Raw genomic sequence first — 17,749 nt, 5'->3', positions numbered from 1 at the left:
TTACAAACTGAGACTTTCTAATCACTAACTAAAAACAATTAATCTAATCAACTAAAATTTTCTTGGTTATAAGGGCTCCTGTATCTGTTTGTAATTTAACGATATAGGTTCCGGCACTCAAATAATTTATATTATATTCTGAATAATTTCTTTGTTCAATTCTATTAACGGTATAAACGGATTGTCCTAACATATTAAATACAATCATTTCGTTAATTTCTAGGAGACTTGGGTTGACTATTACAATTTTTTCAATAGCATTAGAATAGAGCACATCAATAGAATTTGCGATGCGATCTTCAATACTTAATAAATCTTCTTCAGTACCGAATGTAATTTCAAACCGATCGAGATAGTCACTTTTGATTAAGAAAATATCGTAACTCCCTGTTCTTAAATCATGATAAATACCTAATTCTTTATCGTGTAAATACAGATTCATGTCACTTGGGACATTTTCCAAATTATCAATCATTATGGAATTTACACCATTGGTGTTCGTTGTAATACCTATTGGATAGACTGAAGACGCGTCAGTTTCATTACTAGCTTGAATAATATAAGCGTCATCATTGATAAGCCAATACATATCATCTATCTGTTCCTCGTTAATCTTTCCATCATAAGCCCAGTCTACGCCAGAAGATGCGTCTTCGTCTATGGTTAATAATAACTGACGACGAATAGTGTTTACAGAATTAAAACCTATTCTGAATTTCATTCTATTGTCTTCTGATTCTGTAGCATAGTTAGTGTTGGTTGTTGTGGTATTAGAACTTCGCATAAATACTGAAGTTTCACCTTCTTTTTTGAAAACACGTTGGCCATTATTAAAATTAATAGTACCTGAATTATCACCAACCACAAAAAAGCCTTGACCAACAGGAATGTAGCGTCCTGGTGCTTTTGTTGGTTCACCATCCGTTTCTAAAAGTGGGTAATTATTGCCTTTATAAGCAGCAGCGACTGCGCCTGAAAAATTGTATATGGCATAACCACCTTCATAGTTTTGTGTAGTGTGTGAACCTCCGCCCCAATGGTTCCAGAAATATAATGTGCCACTAATTAATGGTGATGTGTTGGTATCCCCATCTGGACCATTATCTTTAATAAACTGTAAAGCGTCAATAGCTGATGGATAAGGGTTTCCTACTAAATAATCGCTATCGGCAAACAACGGAAGGTTAATATTTCCATTATTCGGTTCCCCTGAGAATATATAATTTTGTGGTGTAGAAATAGAACCTGTTCCTGGACCTTTCATGGTGAAACCTTCACCAGGTAAAATAGTGCCAGTACGTCTAATGTGTTGCCATGCAGAATAGGTGTTACTTGCGATGTTTGTGTATTTCCAAATCCAATAATCCGCAATTGTAATAGGATGTGTTGCAGCTCCGTTATAACCTGAAGACGAAAAATTTATGTCTACTGGTTCATTTGGATCTGTACCGTCTTTTAAAACATCTATGACTCTAAAATTATTAGATTCTGAATTGAGACGTTTTACAGGTGATGACCAATAATTATAAGTATAGGTGTCAGCCGTTCCTTGTTGATCGCGTTCAATTTTTCCGTTAGAAACAACTTCTAAATCACTTTCTAAAGTTTGAATTAATTGTGATTCTCCTTCCAAATCTATTGTTCCTGTAAGCTGTAAATAATGAGTTACTGTTAAACCATATCCAATATGCGATGCAGTGTCTCCTGTCAGTTTTAGTTCGTTATCATCAACAAACAAACCAAGAATAGTTCTGTTATTTTTATTTAATGTTGATACATACAAATTATCCATGGTTACATTGTGAGATGTTCTAACAATGTTCCAATCTATAGTAATATCTGGGTTTACAATGGATGCAGAGCCAGGACTATATTGCAAATTTCCATTTGTCCAAGTTGTACTGTTATTCCAATCGCCATCTTGATTGGATTGATAAGGTAATGGCGTGGTTTCTTTATCAACCGTCAAAATATGTTTTAACAGTCCATTGTTTCTGTTTCCAGAAGCATCGATAGTATTTTTATAGGTAAATTTGCTCATTGGGTAATATGCGGCTAAATCTGACCAAGGAATCGTGTTGATTTCATTTTTAGTTATAGAAATTGGTAATTCCGTTCCAATAACATGTCCGGAGTCATTTGCAATTTCTTGATTCATTATAAAACGTAATTGGCTCTCGGTTAAGAATGTATTCCAAATGCGCACTTCATCTATATGGCCTTTAAAGTGCTGTATTGGTGTGATTTCTCCTGCAGCTGCAATATGAAATGATTCGGTTGTAGCCATAGGTGCTGTTTTTTCAGCAGAATTATCTAACACACCATCAATATAGATTGACGCGTTTGAGCCATCATACGTTATAGCGATATGATGCCATTGATTATCTGGAATCGAAGTGTGCGATGTAAGCGATTGACTGCTGCTGTTCTTCCAATTGATGTTAATCTTGTTGGAATTAGTAAGTGTTAAGTCATAACCTTTCGTAAATGCTACATCTCTCTTAGAAAGAATGGAAACATTACCCGTGCTTTCGGAATCGTGTTTAATCCATGCAGAGATTGTAAAACCATCAGGATTTAAATCTAATGTATTTTGCATATCTATATAGCTGTCCGATCCGTTAAAATAGAGCGATCGTTCTGCTGTAATTTCTCGTGAAAAACCAAAGGTTACATAAATAGTTCTGTTTAAGTTGTATTCTGTTTCTAAGTAATTATTGTCATCTAAAGTTAGAATTCTAAAATCGACATTAGTATCAAAGGTATCCGTATCAGAAACAAACATATAATAATTACCTGTAGTTGTGTTATTGATTATTTCATGTGGAATTTTAAGATGTAATCTTGGTACCTCTTCACTCACCGGAACAAGTTTCCAGATGCGCTGCATTGCGGTGTATGAAACCGTCGTTGTAATTTCTGAGTTAATATCGGCACTAAGATTTAAGCTTACTGGTGAAGCTGTTGCATCTAAATAAGCACCATTATTTCCCGATAGTAAAGATTGATTAATTTGAGGTGGATTATTAAAGTTTTGGCTATTTGTAGTGTTATTATTTACTAAACTTAGGATAAGTATATCATCAGATCTTTGTTCATCAGAATTATAACTAATAGAAGGTTGTGATAAGATAGTGTTATCTATGAATGCGCTGTTATAATCGTAATCTTCTAATTGCGACCAATTTAAATAATCGCTATTATTGGTGTTAATTGGTTCTGAAGTATTTAATTGCTGCGCATAACTAAACGAGAGCACTATTAATAAAAGACAAAAAATCAGCGTAATTTTTTTCATCGGATTTGGGGTTGAATGAAATAATTATGGCGCTAAGATATAATAATTTTTCAATTTTCATCTACAAAATGCAAAAAAATCCGATGAAATGCGTTTTTTGTAGTGAAATGATGCGTGTCATTAGAATTCGATTGAGTGTTTATTTTGTAATCATGACCTCTGAATTATGATGAAGTGAAAGCTTGAAATCGAAAAAGAATGTTGAATTTTATAATGTATTGATTATGACTTTAATAACCTAAATGAGCATAATTTGAGTGAAAAAATACCCATTATCGTGTATTCTTTATATTAATGTAAAGCTTTAATTTACACGCAATTATTTTACTAAAAGTGTCATTCATAGTAATTTCAATGTTCTTGTCGAAAATGTTAAAGTTTAATATTGACTTAACAAGAATTTATCTACATTGGAAACCTTTAAGTAATTAGCTATTACATATTTATGGGGAAAATAAAATATTGCCTACTGATGGTTGTCGGTTTGGCTTTTGGTATCATTGGAGCAGTTAATATTTCAAATAATGTTGTTACCAACCACAACAAACTAGAATTAAGTAAAGTGAAATCATTTGCTTTGGCGCCTAATGCTAATATATCTGGAACAGCAACGGTTTGTCTAAATGAAAGTCCACAACCTCAAATAAACTTTACAGGTTCTGCAGGTTCTACGCCATATACATTTACATATACTATTAATGGAGGCGCTAATCAAACAGTAACAACAACGGGTTCTGACGCTTCAGTGTCTATAAATGTAAACACTAATACTGCTGGTAGTTTTGTGTATCAATTAGTATCCGTTCGTGATGGTTCTAATACCACATCGACGGCAAACGGAACAGCTACGATAACGGTTGCAGCTCCTCCAACAGTAAATTTTACTTTTAACGATGATGCCTGTTCTGGGACACCTGTTAGTTTTTCTTCAACGGTAACGGGAGATGGTCCTTTTACTTATGATTGGACTTTTGGTGACTCTAGTAGTTCTACGAATGCAAACCCTTCACATAGCTACGATGCATTTGGTTGTGGTTTTTCAAATTTTTCAGCAAATTTAACGGTTACAGATAGTAATGGTTGTACAGCAAGTAGCACAAAAACGATAAGCGTAAAGCAACGTCCTAACCTTAGTTTCGACGATTTAGATGCACAATTTCTTCCATTTGATAATTGTGGTAACAATACAATAGATCCATCTTATACGGTTAATGTTGGGAATGTATCACCTTCTGATGGCTGTGTAACATCCTATGATATAAATTGGGGTGATGGTGCATCTGAAACCAATATTACATTTCCGATAACCCATACGTATAATGTATTAGGTTCTTTTGATATGGTGATTACAGGTTATGGAGTTAATGGTTGTATTACCAATGATACGTATCTTGTAAAAAACTCAAGTAACCCTGGAGGTAATGTGTCAAACCCAGGTAATACAACTAATTTATGTTTACCTGTAAATGACCTAGGTTTTACTATTGCAGATTGGGGAGAAAATCCTCAAGACACTACCTATTATGTGGATTATGGAGATGGTACTCAGGAAACGTTTACCCAAGGAAATTTAATTGCGGCATCTTCAGATTATGATCCAGCAAATCCTTCTGCAGCAAGTCCATTTCCTTTAGATCACATTTATACAGAATCAAGTTGTCCTAATCCTGGATATATAATATCTTTAAATATATCCACGTCATGTGGAAATACGATCTCTACTGCAGGTCCTATTACGTTATTGTCGTTACCAGAAGTTGATTTTGAATTTGATTCACCAGGCTGTCTAAATACTGAGATACAATTTACCAATACGACTGAAAATGGCTATGGTCCTAATTGTACAGAGCAAGCTAATCATGTATGGGATTTTGGTGATGGTACGACCTCAGATTTAGAAAGTCCAAGTCATACGTATACCTCTCCAGGAACATATACCGTAACGCTGAGTGAAGAGAATTTTTGTGGTGCTACTGCACCAGTAAGTAAAACGATTTGTATTGAACCGGAATTGGTCGCTAGTTTTGACGTGAGTAGCTCCATAGGTTGTATTCCTTTTGATGTTGATGTTACAAATACAATAGATCTTTCTCAGTCTTGTGGTTCGGATACATACTTATGGGAAGTCATCTACACCTCAGAGTTTTGTGGGATTTCAGAATCTTGGAGTTTCACGAATGGTACAGATGAAAATTCTGAAAATCCTTCGTTTCAATTTGATACTGCCGGAACTTATGAAATCATCATGAGGGCTACAAATTCTTGTGGTGATGTTTCAACCTCTCAATTTATCGAGGTTAAACAACCACCAACAGCAATATTAGATCCTGTTAATGATGCTTGTGGTTCATTAACTTTTAATCCTATAGCGACGGTTGATACTTGTGCACCTGCATCAGATACGATAACCTATAGTTGGTTGTTTCCTGGAGGTTCACCGGCAACATCAGATCAATTAGATCCAGGAATAATAAATTATACAACGGTTGGTGATTATACAATTACCTTTAGTATCACAAATGGTTGTGGAACAACGACTGAAACCGAAACGTTTTCTATTAACGATTCTCCAACAATTACAAATACAGATGTTTTGCAAACCATTTGTTCAGGAGCTTCAACGACTGCGATTATATTAACATCAGACGATCCGAGTACAACGTTCAGTTGGGTGTCTAATAATCCAGCCGGACTTGCAGGTTATACGCCAAGTGGAACGTCTAATTCCATTCCGATACAAACCATAATTAATTCTACGACATCTCCAGTTACTTTAATATACACGGTAACACCAGAAATTGATGGTTGTGAAGGATTGCCAGTTGATTTTGAAATTATTGTAGAGCCTGCTCCATTAATTACAACGCAACCTATTTCAAATGGTGTCTGCCAAAATGGTACTACAGATGATTTGTCCGTTGCTTATCAAGGTACAGGAACTCCAGTTTACCAATGGTATGAAAATACAATAAACAATACCACGTCTGGAACTGCTATTGCAGGAGCAACCTTAGCCACATTTTCTCCACCAACAGATACCGTTGGCATCACCTATTATTACGTTGTTATTACGTTTTCTTCTGGTGGTTGTAATGAAATAATATCTGATACAGCAGAAATTGAAGTCGCTAATGCTCCACAAATCGACACACAACCCTTAGACACACAAGGAATATGTGTTGGTGGTAGTTCAGAGGAACTATCAGTCCTTATTTCTGGAGGAGCAGGAAATGCAAACTACCAATGGTTTAGTAATACCACCAATAGTAATTCTGGTGGCACATTAATTTCTGGTGCAACAGCGTCAACGTATACACCTCCTGTATTTAATACGGTTGGGATATTTTATTATTATGCAGAAATTTCTTTTGTGTCTAATGGTTGTTCAATGCTTATAAGCGACGTTTCACAAATAGAGGTGGTTGCCGATCCTGTGATAACCACCCAACCTCTGGATTTTCAAAGTTTATGTCAGAATTCTGCGGTTCAGGATTTGGACGTAACGGTATCAGGCGGTTTAGGGACGCTATCTTACCAATGGTATGTCAATACAGTAAATAATGCCACTTCTGGAACATTAATAGCAGGAGCAATTTCAAGTATTTATACACCTCCAGCAACAACTGTAGGAACATTGTATTATTACTGTGTTATAACTCAAGATGTTTCGGGTTGTGAAGTAATAAGCGATTTAGCAGAGATCGAAATTAGTGCAGGAGCACAGTTTAGTGCACAACCTATTTCAGATGAATTATGTTTAGGAGAAACCACTTCAGCATTAACCGTGGCTTATACCAATGGTACAGGAACAGCGACATACCAATGGTATTTAAATCCTGTAGATGACACCACAACGGGCACTGCTATTCCCGGAGCCACGTCTGATACCTATAGTCCAGAAGTTGATACTGTCGGAACATCGTATTATTACGCTATTATCACATTTAGCTCTGGTGGTTGTACTGAAATCATATCAACCACCGCAGAAATTATCGTTAACGAAACTCCTATTATTGATGATGCTGATGTATTAATTTGTAGTGGGAATACATTCATATTTATACCAGATACAAGTAACACAGGTGATATTGTACCATTAAACACTTTATATACATGGTCAACACCAGTAGTGAGTCCGGCAGGAAGCATAACAGGAGCCACAGAGCAGTTAACACCAATTGCAACAGTATCTCAGTTTTTAGAAAACACAACGACAAATTCAGCCACTGTAACATATACAGTCACTCCTGTTTCAGGGAACTGTCCTGGTTTGGATTTTGACGTTGTAGTTACAGTTAATCCTTCAATTTCGGTAACTTCAACCGTAACAAATAATTTGTGTTATCAAGTGAATACTGCATCCATAGATATTACAATTGTGGGAGGTATTCCTTTTTCAACAGGAAATGCCTATAACATCAATTGGACAGGACCAAATGGATTTTCAAGCACAGATCAAAATATTTCTAATCTTGAAGCTGGAGACTATACCTTAGACATTATAGATGATGGTGGCTGTCCGTATTCTGAAATCATAACCATAACAGAACCCGATGAGTTAATCTTTAGTGCCGTAGATTTTGATGTTGAAACGATTTCATGTTTTGGTGCCAATGATGGAGAGATTGGCATTGATATTTCGGGTGGAACACCTCCTTATGAATATACTTGGACATTGTATGGTGCTCCTTTTTCTACAGATGAAGACTTGTCTAATCTTGGACCAGGAGATTATACTATTTCTGTGACGGATTCACATTCTTGTGGACCAATAGAATTAGATTTTAATGTAGAAGAACCCGATGAATTACAAGTAACACTAGATTCTAAAACGGATGTTTTATGTTTTGGAAATGCTACTGGAATTATTTCTGTAAATGTCATTGGAGGTCGAACGGATTACACGTATGCTTGGTCTGGACCGAATGGTTTTTCAAGTACAAATCAAAATATAGACACCTTAATCGCAGGAATTTATAATCTTACAGTTACAGATGATTCTGGTTGTAGCGATACTTTAGAGGTTGAGATTATTCAAAATGATCAAATTGACATCGATTTGAGTGTGTCACAAATTGTGTGTTATGGTGACAATGATGGATCAATACTTATTAATTCAATTTCTGGAGGTGTAGCACCGTATACCATTGCGTGGAGCAATTTAGGTACAGGTTATAGTCAAACCGATTTATCTGGCGGAATATATACAATTACCATAACAGATGCTGAAAATTGTGAACGTCAGTTTCCTGTGGTTATCGATGAACCTCCTGTCTTTTTAATTGATCCGGAAATCACACAAATGTCTTGTGCTGGTGAAAACGATGCCAGTATTACCTTAAACTTTGTAGGTGGCATCGATCCTGTAACCCTTGTTTGGGACGATGATGCTACAGCGGGTACAGAACGAAATAACTTAGCGCCAGGAACCTATACGGTGACGATTACAGATGGTGTGCCTTGCGTGATTCAAGAGAGTTTTACCATTCATAATATTTTACCATTAGCCTTGTCTACAACGATTACCAATGCTTTAGAATGTGAAGATGCTAATAGTGGAGCCATTAATTTAATTATAGAGGGAGGAACACCTCCTTTTAATGTGGTTTGGTCTAATGGAGCAATCACGGAAGATTTAAGTAATGTGCCACCAAACACGTATGTCGCTACAGTTACAGATGCTAATGGTTGTACTATTGAAGGCAGTTGGGAAGTTACCAGGTTTGAACCTTTGGTTTTAAATGTTGAAGAACAAGTTGATGTGAATTGTGAGGCCAGAACTATAGAGCAAACCTTTATAGCCTTAGCGAGTGGAGGAGTACCACCATTTCAATACAATTGGTCTAGTGGAACAGTTAGTGGTGCGAACAATGAATTTATGACAACGGACGAAAATGGCTTAGTGATTTTAGACGTTACAGATAGTTTTGGGTGTTCAATTAATTACACCTTTAATGTGGAGCTAACCACTTTGGGAGATGCTGATTTTGATACCACATCCTATGGATATTTAAATTATGGCATTTACGCCATTCAAGATCCTATTGAATTTATAAACGAAGCCACAGGGCATTACGAAACCATACTGTGGGACTTTGGGGATGGTAGTTTTTCGGGAGAAGAAAATCCCATTCATACCTATTTCACTCCAGGTAGTTATGTGGTAACACAAACCGTAACGTATCCTTATGGTTGTGTATACGAAAAAACAATAACGCTAATTATTGAGGAAGGCTATAAACTGATAATGCCAGATGCGTTTACACCAAATAACGATGGTATTAATGATTTCTTTGGTCCTGTTTTTATCGGACTAAATAGTTTAGAGATGAATGTTTACGATACTTGGGGAAGTTTAATCTATAATGAAACAGGCGATTCAATTAGAGGATGGGATGGAAAAGTAAAAGATGAAGAAGCCGAAAACGGAAATTACTATTACACATTTACAGCTAAGACTTTTTACGGAAATGAAATTAAGAAACATGGAGCTTTTGTATTCATCAGATAAAACCGAAAAGACATTGAAAAGAATTATAATTATTATCGCGGTTTTAGTGGGTTTAAAATCGCATGCTCAAGATCCTATTTTTACGCAATCTAACTATATACAAGAAACAATAAATCCTGGATTCTCAGGTTTTGAAGATAGCGATAGAATTGCAGCCGGAGTATTAACGAGAACACAGTGGCCAAATTTAGATTTAAGAGTAGATACACAATACGCCTATCTCAATAAATCGTTTGATTATGGACCAAGTTTGGGTTTCGGAGTGGGAGTAAATTTTCTAAGACAACACGAAGCATTTAGTAATTATAATTATTATCAGCTTAATGTCAATTACGCACATCGTGTTAATTTAGATGGTGGTTGGTATTTTAGACCAGCCTTAGAAGTTGGTTTGGGTTTTAAAGATGTTGCATTTGGTAATCTTACTTTGGCTGATCAGATAAATATTAATTCTGGTGTAGTGAATCCTGTGTCTGTAGACCCGTTAAGTAATACAGTAGATAATGTGTTTTTTGGAGATATTTCTGCTGGCTTTGTTTTTGAAAAGGAAGAATTTAATGGATTAACCTATTGGTTTGGTGCTTCAGCAAAACATTTGAATCGCCCCAATATTTCATTCGTAGATGGAGAAGAATTACCATTAGATATCTTCTATTCTTTACATGGTAATTTTAGATTTCCATTTAGGAATGATTATAGCATTATGATGACGGCCAATTACATGCAACAAGGGGAATATAATCGTTTAGATATTGGATCATTATTTATGGTGAATCAATTTCTTATTGGTGTTACTGCGGCTACTAATCCTGCGAAGAATGATAATAACAGCCATATGTTAACCTCTGTCAATGGATTCTTTGGATTAGAATACACGGAGTTTAGATTCGGTTTGTCTTACGATATGAATACTTCTAAAATAGGAAGAACCAATGGAGTTTATGAGCTATCTGTAACCTATTTATCTTCTTGTAGACGATGTAAAACCGATCGTAGTAGAAAACGCTAATACAACGATGTGTTAGTTAAACTTTCGTTTTTGAAACCATAAATCTGATAACGATATATTGACGTTTAAGGTATTTACGAACTCTTCAATCAGAATACTATCTGTAGTTCCTTTTTTACCAAGTGTATATGAAATATTCACGAGAGACCTTTTACCAATCGGTAAGCCAATACCAAAAGATGCCGAATAGGTATTAATTTTAGTATCATCTACTTCAAGATAACCTGAGTTATAATTTAATCCCATTCTAAAATCTACGCGTTTCCAATATTTATAACTTGTTGGATCAACAGCATAAGATGCTCCTAGACCAAAAATATCTTGATCAACGTAGTCACCTATAGCATCAGATTGATTTGTTGCCGACCAGAATTTTTTGTTATAATCGGCCGTTAAAAGTAAATTTTTAAACGAGGTACTATAACCAAACCCAAGTTTTAAAGGAAGGTAAAAGCTGTCAATAGATTCATCTTCAGTTTCTTCAAGTGTACTATAAGCTGAATTTGAGTATTTACCAACAAAAACATCTTTTGTGCCTTTTAATTTTGTAGGTAAGTCCATAGTAAATCCAAAGTTGTGTTTATCTAATAATTTGTATTGTAAACCTAAACCAAATTGCGCACCACCATAATAATTGGTTTCAATAATTTCCAAATAACTATTTGATGTTACTATAGATTCACTTTCTTCTATTTTACCAAACAAATAAGAGGCTTTTATACCAACATTAAAATTTTCAAAGAATGTTCTAGCATAATCTAACCTTAGTTCGCTGATACCACCAGTACCACCAATGTTAGTTGTGAATTGTTCATCACTACCTTCAATATTGTTTTCTAATCCAATTAAGGAGTAACCCACATTTGTTGCTGGTTTTAAAGTTAAACCGATGCCATAGTCGTTATTATGATTAAACGCTATTGATATATTGGTGAAGTTATAATTTGATCTTTGCTCATTGGCATCACCACCTGTAAGATTAGTAAGTTCGGCAGAGCCACCAAAATCAAAAGTAATTTCATTTTCTTTTAATGTAGCAAAAGCCGCCGGATTATAGAGGTTAATGCCATAGTTGGCATCTAACGAAATACCTGTATTACCAAGTCCACTATTTCTACCTGTACCAGAATTACTTTCTACACCTAAACCAAAAAGAGAATAGGGAGAACCAGTAAGATTATTAGACTGTGAGTTACCATATAACCCAAACAGTAGTAATAAAAACATTAGGGATTGAGATTTATTCATATACTGCATAGGTTATAACTAATTTGGTGTTAAAGTTTGACCGCTGACTGTCATTAAAAATAATTTTATTTATAGTCGAATTATAGTCTGTTGGAATCATAATAAGGGCATCTTGTGTTATAGGGCTCTCATTTAATTTTTGGTCTATAAAATCAATTACCGGCACTGTAAAAGCAACCTGATTAAATTCTGAATCAACATTTGTTGTCGTTGCTGTGACAACATCAACACTATTACTTATCTGACTTGCCAAATCATTATTTTGATCAATCGTATAAAGTAATAAGGTTTCACTTAAGGGTTGAATATCTGAATGTGATAATGAATTGGGTTCTATGTATAATGTTGCGTCTAAAATTGTGCCTTCACTACCACCAATATTATATAAGTTTTTAATGGACGGGAATTCAATTCTAGTCACATAACCAGTACCTGCTTGGTTGTAGCTTATATTTCCGCTTTCTGTGGAGGTGAGGTTGTATTCCTGGCCAGTAATGGCTTCTAGAGGTAAACCCGTGACATCACTTTCTATATGGTTATAATAGGTGTTAATTGTCATATCATAGGTGTACTCATCAGTCTCTAATTCATCTGGTATAGTATAATAAAAGCGAAGGTAGCTTAAGCCAGTATCTGTAGAAAAACCAATTACAGAACCGTCATCGTTAGAACTTGGCTGAATTGTTAATCCTTTAAGTTGTTGATACAGTGATTCTTGATCTGTAATAATATTATCTCGTATACCATTAAATAGTTCTTCTCCAAAATTGTAGGGTAGGGTTACGAAAAGAGAATCATTATTTGGTGTGGGATAATAAGATTTAGTTATTAAAGGTGTTGCTTCATATGAGGTCTCTGTTGTATTATAAAAATAAAGATCATCAGAAGTCATCTTATCGGTTAGCTTATGAATATTAAGTGTTGCAACCTGTGTGGTGTCGTTATAATAGTAATTATCATAACCAAGAACCAAACCTACACTATCTAAAATAGCATCATTATCTAAGTAATATGCAGAAGGGCTTAGTTGGACATAAGCAGACGTGTTTATGATACCCATATCGTCATCGTTATATTGTCCTATCAATAGTCTACCACTAGTTGAGGTTGTTATAGAGTCAAATTTCATGGTAGATAGTTTTACTGAAAAAGTATCAATAGATAGGACTCTAATATTTGTGCCAGTAAAGTCTTCACCGGCAACTAAGCTTTCGTATTCATTGTCTGTAGAGCACGATATAATTACCATCAAAATAGTAATCGCTGTAAATAATTTTAGAAATGATTTCAACATTTGTTTTGTAGAATTTGTACAAATCAACTACCCAATTGATGTAATAAAAAGTGAAATATACCTACAGTACATATTTATCTACAGAAGGGATGATTTATACTATAAAAGTTCATACTTGGGTTTATAGATTAAAAATTGGAGTTTGTCTATAAAAAAAGTGTCTAGGTATATTATGTAATTGTTGTAAAAGATTGTGGTAGTAAGTTAGCACCCGATGAGAAAAAACACATTATATTATTTAACCTTTGGCTTAGTCTCTATGGTGTCTTATGGACAAAAAATGTTCACTACTACAGACGCAGGAGATGTAATGGCTCTTGAATATGGGAATTATTTAAACTTGAATGACATTCAATTAGAAAATAAATCTGTAGCCATAGATTTTACGTCTCTATTAGATAATCCAACTTTTGGGTTCGGAATAGATTATACAAATCATAGTATCGATTTTGAAGACTATGATAGGTTTCACGATTATAGCGCATTTGAAGAATTGCATAGTGTTGAGATTTATGCAAGATATAAGAAAGCCTTGGTTAATAATTGGGATCTGAACCTTACAGTGGCTCCTTATTTGTCATCAACATTTAATGAGGCAATTTCTAGTGACGATTTTGTTTTAAGTTACTCCGTAAACTTTCTAAAAACTTGGGATAAGGACGGGCTTAAATCAACTTTAAAACTAGGTGCAGGTTATGGATCCTTATTTGGAGAGCCAAACTTTTACCCTTTAGTGTCTTATTCTAAAAATGTTAGTAAAAAATTAAGATATGAAATAGGTATACCTGTTACAGGTGTTTTTTATAAACTGAATGCACAGAGTAGTCTAGACTTTAAAGCAGAACCAGAATCTATTTATAGTAATAATGCGTCAGGATTTGGTATTGAAAGTGATGAAATAGTGTATAATTCTAAGCTAGAATTTAAAGCTGTAAAATTAGGATTGGGCTATAAGTTTCGTTTCGATGAGAATTGGTCTACTTATTTTAATATGGGATATATCATGGCAAGTGAACTTAGCTTAACAGATAACAACAATAAAATTTATGATTTTGATTCTAAGGAATCAGTAGCATTGAACATAGGAATTAGTTTTAATATAAATAAAAAGTAAAATGAGAAAAATGAATAACAAATCAGCCATAAGAATGCTTTATTTAGGTGTTGCATTAGCACTGTTTTCTAGTTGCAATAGTGATGATGACGATGATGACACTTTAGGGAACTGGGTAAAGAAATCTACATTTAACGAGGAAGCACGAAGTAGTTCAACAGCCTTTACCATTGGTAATATTGGATACATGGGAACAGGTTATGACGGAAGTGATTATTACAGTGATTTTTGGGGTTATAATATGGATACCAATTCTTGGCAGCAGTTATCAGACTTTCCTGGTTTAGAGAGAAGTTCTGCAGTGTCATTTGTAATTGGAGATGACGGTTATATTGGTACAGGTTACAATGGTGATTCTAACGATGAATTATCTGATTTTTATAAATATGATGTAGGCTCAAACAACTGGACAGCAATTGCAGATTTTGGAGGTTCAGCAAGATATGGAGCTGTTGGTTTTGGGTCAGATTCAAATGGTTATGTGGGAACCGGTTATGACGGAAGTGATAAAAAAGATTTCTGGAAATATAATCCTGCTTCAGATTCTTGGGAAGAAGTCTTCGGTTTCGGAGGAGATAAAAGAAGAGATGGTGTCACCTTCACAATTGGTGATGAGGTGTATTTAGCAACGGGTATAAGTAATGGTGTATACGAATTAGATTTCTGGTCCTTTAATTTAAATACAGAGGTTTGGACACAACTTGAAGATGTAGATGAAGATGACGATGATTATGTTTACAGATCTAATGCGGTAGCGTTTACAATAGATGGTAAAGGGTATATTGCATGTGGTGAGTATTCAGGTAGTTTGAGTACTGTTTATGAGTATACTCCTTCAAGTGAAACTTGGGTGGAAAGAACGGCATTTGAGCTTTATGCAAGACGAGATGCTATAGCTTTTAGCGATGGTGCTCGTGCATTTGTAGCTTTAGGTAGAAACGGAACGTTATATTTGGATGATAATATGGAGTTTTTCCCTAATGAAGAACAAGATGACGATGATAATTAAATCATAAAGAATTGTTTAGATTGGTTGAATGGCTATTACTTTTGTGATTGATGGATAATAGCCAACTAAGAGTCAGGATTATATTGATATCCTTAATTAATTCTGGCTCTTTTTTTTTAATAACAAATAAGATGAAAAGAATTTATAACTATAAAGCTGTATTACTAGGCATTACAATTTTATTTGTGATGTTTTTTTATTTCCAATCAGGAAGTGATGACACTATTACTGTTAAAGAGACACCTTATGCATTACAGGTGATAGAACAAGATAGTTCTTGGATTTATGAAGTGTATAATAATGATAGTTTGTTTATTCGCCAAGAATATATACCAGCAGTGAAAGGAAGACAAGGTTTTACATCTAAAGAGGATGCTGAAAAAATTGGAAACCTTGTGATACGTAAGCTCTCAGAAAACAAAATGCCAGTAATAAGTATGACGGAATTATATGCGAATGCTATAGATTTCACGAATAATTAATTTCTGTATTAAAGATGTCCATACTAACAAAGAATATTTCTTATAAAGAGGTTATAGTCCACACTATAGTATGGATATGTATAAGTATTTTTCCCTTACTTACTGCTTATATTGATTTAGGAAGGATTCCACCAGATATGTATGTACAGCAATTAATGCGTCCCATACTGTTTTATGTCAATTATTTGGTGTTTGTCCCATATATATTGCTAAAACGTCAACTGCTCCTCTATATCTTGGTGTCCATTATATTCTTGGCACTCTATAACTATATTAGCGAAGAATTAATCAGAAATACGATTGCAGAAGGGTTTAGAAGAAGAATGGATCCGCCAAATAGACCAAGCGGTCCGCTTAGAATGCGCTATGCAATCCCTTTGGTTTTTTCTTTATCCATTTATCTATTGGGTGGTATTTTTAGTTTGGTGGTTGATTTCTATAAGCGCGATCGTTTATCTAAAGAATTGGAAAATGAACAAAAAGAAATTAAGTTACAATTTTTAAGAAATCAGTTAAATCCTCATTTCTTATTCAACTCATTAAATAGTATTTATGCTTTAGTGAGAAGCAAATCTGATGATGCTCCAGAAGCTGTTATAACACTTTCAGAGTTAATGCGTTATATGCTTTATGAAGCAGGAAATAACCAAGTCACTTTAGAGAAAGAAATAAATTATATAAAGAATTATATTGCCTTACAACGCTTACGCCTAAAAAATACTGAAGCTGTTAAACTTAACATAAAAGGAGAGACAAGAAATTTAAAAATCTATTCTTTGTTATTAATTTCCTTTATAGAAAATGCTTTTAAGTATGGCACAGACTACAAAGGAAATACACATATAGACATAAAAATAGTTGTTGACAATCATAAATTAAGCTTAAGTGTAGAAAATATAATTGGATTATATAAACGTGATGATAAAAACTCTGGAGTCGGATTAGAGAATATAAAAAATCAACTTAATTATTTATATAAAAATAATCATGAGTTGACTATTGAAGAAGATAAGTCGCATTACAGAGTGCATCTAACTTTAAACCTAAATGACAATGAAGTGCATAATAATTGATGATGAGCCGTTGGCAATAGATGTTATTGAATCTTATTGTCAGGCCTTAGGAGCCGTAGAAGTGATTAGCACATTTACAAATGCTATTGAAGCCTTAGATTTTATAAATAATAACCGTATAGATTTAGTGTTTTCTGATATTGAAATGCCAAGTATTTCGGGTATTGAATTGATTCGATCATTAGAAGGCAAAGTACCTTATTTTATTTTTACAACTGCTTATCCGGAATATGCTCTAGAGGGTTTCGATCTCAATGCTGTTGACTATTTGGTAAAACCTATTCCGTTTCCTAGATTTATAAAAGCCGTGAATAGGGTAAAGGAGATGATGAAATTAAGTGATGTAAATACATCTTTTAATGTGTCTTCTGCAGGTGGTGAAACACCAACGCACGAAGATGATTTCATTTTCGTTAAATCTGAATACGAGAATTTAAAAATAGATATTAAGGATATAAAACATATTCAAGGTTTAAAAGATTATTTAAAAATTCATTCAGATAACGCGAAACCCATTTTAACTTTAATGAGTTTTAAAGAAATGCAATCTAAATTACCTGAAAACATGTTCATAAGGGTGCATCGCTCTTATCTCGTTAATGTCAATAAAATAACGTCGATTCAAAAAAATAGAATCATAATTAAGGACGAGAGAATTCCCATAGGTGAAAGTTATAAATCTATGGTGTATAGTCGCTTAAATATTTAAGG

Annotated in this window: 10 protein-coding genes; 7 read left to right on the top strand and 3 right to left on the bottom strand. The window is 34.3% G+C overall.

Annotated features, from left to right (window positions below; all coding sequences use genetic code 11):
• Positions 1–43: 43 nt before the first annotated feature.
• Entirely contained in the window at positions 44–3,298 is a 3,255-nt protein-coding gene (locus HM992_RS16100) for a LamG-like jellyroll fold domain-containing protein (RefSeq protein ID WP_179320385.1), read from the bottom strand.
• A gap of 445 nt (positions 3,299–3,743) precedes the next feature.
• Between HM992_RS16100 and HM992_RS16095 the strand changes: the two genes are divergently transcribed.
• Positions 3,744–9,809, top strand: coding sequence for a PKD domain-containing protein (locus tag HM992_RS16095; protein WP_179320384.1), 6,066 nt, complete (start codon positions 3,744–3,746; stop codon positions 9,807–9,809).
• Positions 9,769–10,818, top strand: a complete 1,050-nt coding sequence (locus HM992_RS16090) for a PorP/SprF family type IX secretion system membrane protein (RefSeq protein ID WP_229720515.1) — start codon at positions 9,769–9,771, stop codon at positions 10,816–10,818. Before HM992_RS16095 ends, HM992_RS16090 begins: the two co-directional genes overlap by 41 nt.
• A 12-nt stretch (positions 10,819–10,830) precedes the next feature.
• Here the strand turns inward: HM992_RS16090 and HM992_RS16085 are convergent, their stop codons facing one another.
• On the bottom strand, positions 10,831–12,066 hold the full coding sequence (locus tag HM992_RS16085) for a PorV/PorQ family protein (RefSeq protein WP_178984078.1): 1,236 nt from the start codon (positions 12,064–12,066) through the stop codon (positions 10,831–10,833).
• Positions 12,059–13,360: a DUF4270 family protein gene (locus HM992_RS16080; RefSeq protein ID WP_179320383.1), complete on the bottom strand. Its 1,302-nt coding sequence runs from the start codon at positions 13,358–13,360 to the stop codon at positions 12,059–12,061. The genes HM992_RS16085 and HM992_RS16080 overlap by 8 nt, the downstream gene beginning before the upstream one ends.
• Positions 13,361–13,574: 214 nt before the next feature.
• Here HM992_RS16080 and HM992_RS16075 point away from each other — a divergent pair, with 214 nt between their 5' ends.
• The 5 genes from HM992_RS16075 to HM992_RS16055 all read left to right on the top strand — a co-directional run bounded on the left by HM992_RS16075 (position 13,575) and on the right by HM992_RS16055 (position 17,747).
• A complete protein-coding gene (locus tag HM992_RS16075) occupies positions 13,575–14,474 on the top strand; it encodes a DUF6268 family outer membrane beta-barrel protein (RefSeq protein ID WP_179320382.1) in 900 nt (299 codons plus the stop codon).
• A 10-nt stretch (positions 14,475–14,484) separates the two neighbouring features.
• Positions 14,485–15,483 (top strand): Kelch repeat-containing protein, encoded by a 999-nt coding sequence (locus HM992_RS16070; RefSeq protein ID WP_179320381.1) that lies wholly within the window; start codon positions 14,485–14,487, stop codon positions 15,481–15,483.
• A gap of 131 nt (positions 15,484–15,614) precedes the next feature.
• Positions 15,615–15,965: a DUF4907 domain-containing protein gene (locus HM992_RS16065; RefSeq protein WP_178984082.1), complete on the top strand. Its 351-nt coding sequence runs from the start codon at positions 15,615–15,617 to the stop codon at positions 15,963–15,965.
• A 14-nt stretch (positions 15,966–15,979) separates the two neighbouring features.
• On the top strand, positions 15,980–17,038 hold the full coding sequence (locus tag HM992_RS16060) for a sensor histidine kinase (RefSeq protein WP_178984083.1): 1,059 nt from the start codon (positions 15,980–15,982) through the stop codon (positions 17,036–17,038).
• Positions 17,019–17,747, top strand: coding sequence for a LytR/AlgR family response regulator transcription factor (locus HM992_RS16055; RefSeq protein ID WP_178984084.1), 729 nt, complete (start codon positions 17,019–17,021; stop codon positions 17,745–17,747). The genes HM992_RS16060 and HM992_RS16055 overlap by 20 nt, the downstream gene beginning before the upstream one ends.
• Positions 17,748–17,749: the final 2 nt, after the last annotated feature.

Source organism: Winogradskyella helgolandensis (genome assembly GCF_013404085.1).
Lineage (GTDB): Bacteria > Bacteroidota > Bacteroidia > Flavobacteriales > Flavobacteriaceae > Winogradskyella > Winogradskyella helgolandensis.
The sequence above is the reverse complement of the archived record's forward strand: the minus strand, read 5'-3'. Positions and strand labels throughout refer to the sequence as shown.

Excerpts from the sequence above, each read along its gene's own strand:
- HM992_RS16060 (WP_178984083.1), top strand. The coding sequence starts at position 15,980 with ATGTCCATACTAACAAAGAATATTTCTTATAAAGAGGTTATAGTCCAC.
- HM992_RS16095 (WP_179320384.1), top strand. The coding sequence starts at position 3,744 with ATGGGGAAAATAAAATATTGCCTACTGATGGTTGTCGGTTTGGCTTTT.
- HM992_RS16080 (WP_179320383.1), bottom strand. The coding sequence starts at position 13,360 with ATGTTGAAATCATTTCTAAAATTATTTACAGCGATTACTATTTTGATG.
- HM992_RS16100 (WP_179320385.1), bottom strand. The coding sequence starts at position 3,298 with ATGAAAAAAATTACGCTGATTTTTTGTCTTTTATTAATAGTGCTCTCG.
- HM992_RS16070 (WP_179320381.1), top strand. The coding sequence starts at position 14,485 with ATGAATAACAAATCAGCCATAAGAATGCTTTATTTAGGTGTTGCATTA.
- HM992_RS16075 (WP_179320382.1), top strand. The coding sequence starts at position 13,575 with ATGAGAAAAAACACATTATATTATTTAACCTTTGGCTTAGTCTCTATG.
- HM992_RS16090 (WP_229720515.1), top strand. The coding sequence starts at position 9,769 with ATGAAATTAAGAAACATGGAGCTTTTGTATTCATCAGATAAAACCGAA.
- HM992_RS16065 (WP_178984082.1), top strand. The coding sequence starts at position 15,615 with ATGAAAAGAATTTATAACTATAAAGCTGTATTACTAGGCATTACAATT.
- HM992_RS16085 (WP_178984078.1), bottom strand. The coding sequence starts at position 12,066 with ATGAATAAATCTCAATCCCTAATGTTTTTATTACTACTGTTTGGGTTA.
- HM992_RS16055 (WP_178984084.1), top strand. The coding sequence starts at position 17,019 with ATGAAGTGCATAATAATTGATGATGAGCCGTTGGCAATAGATGTTATT.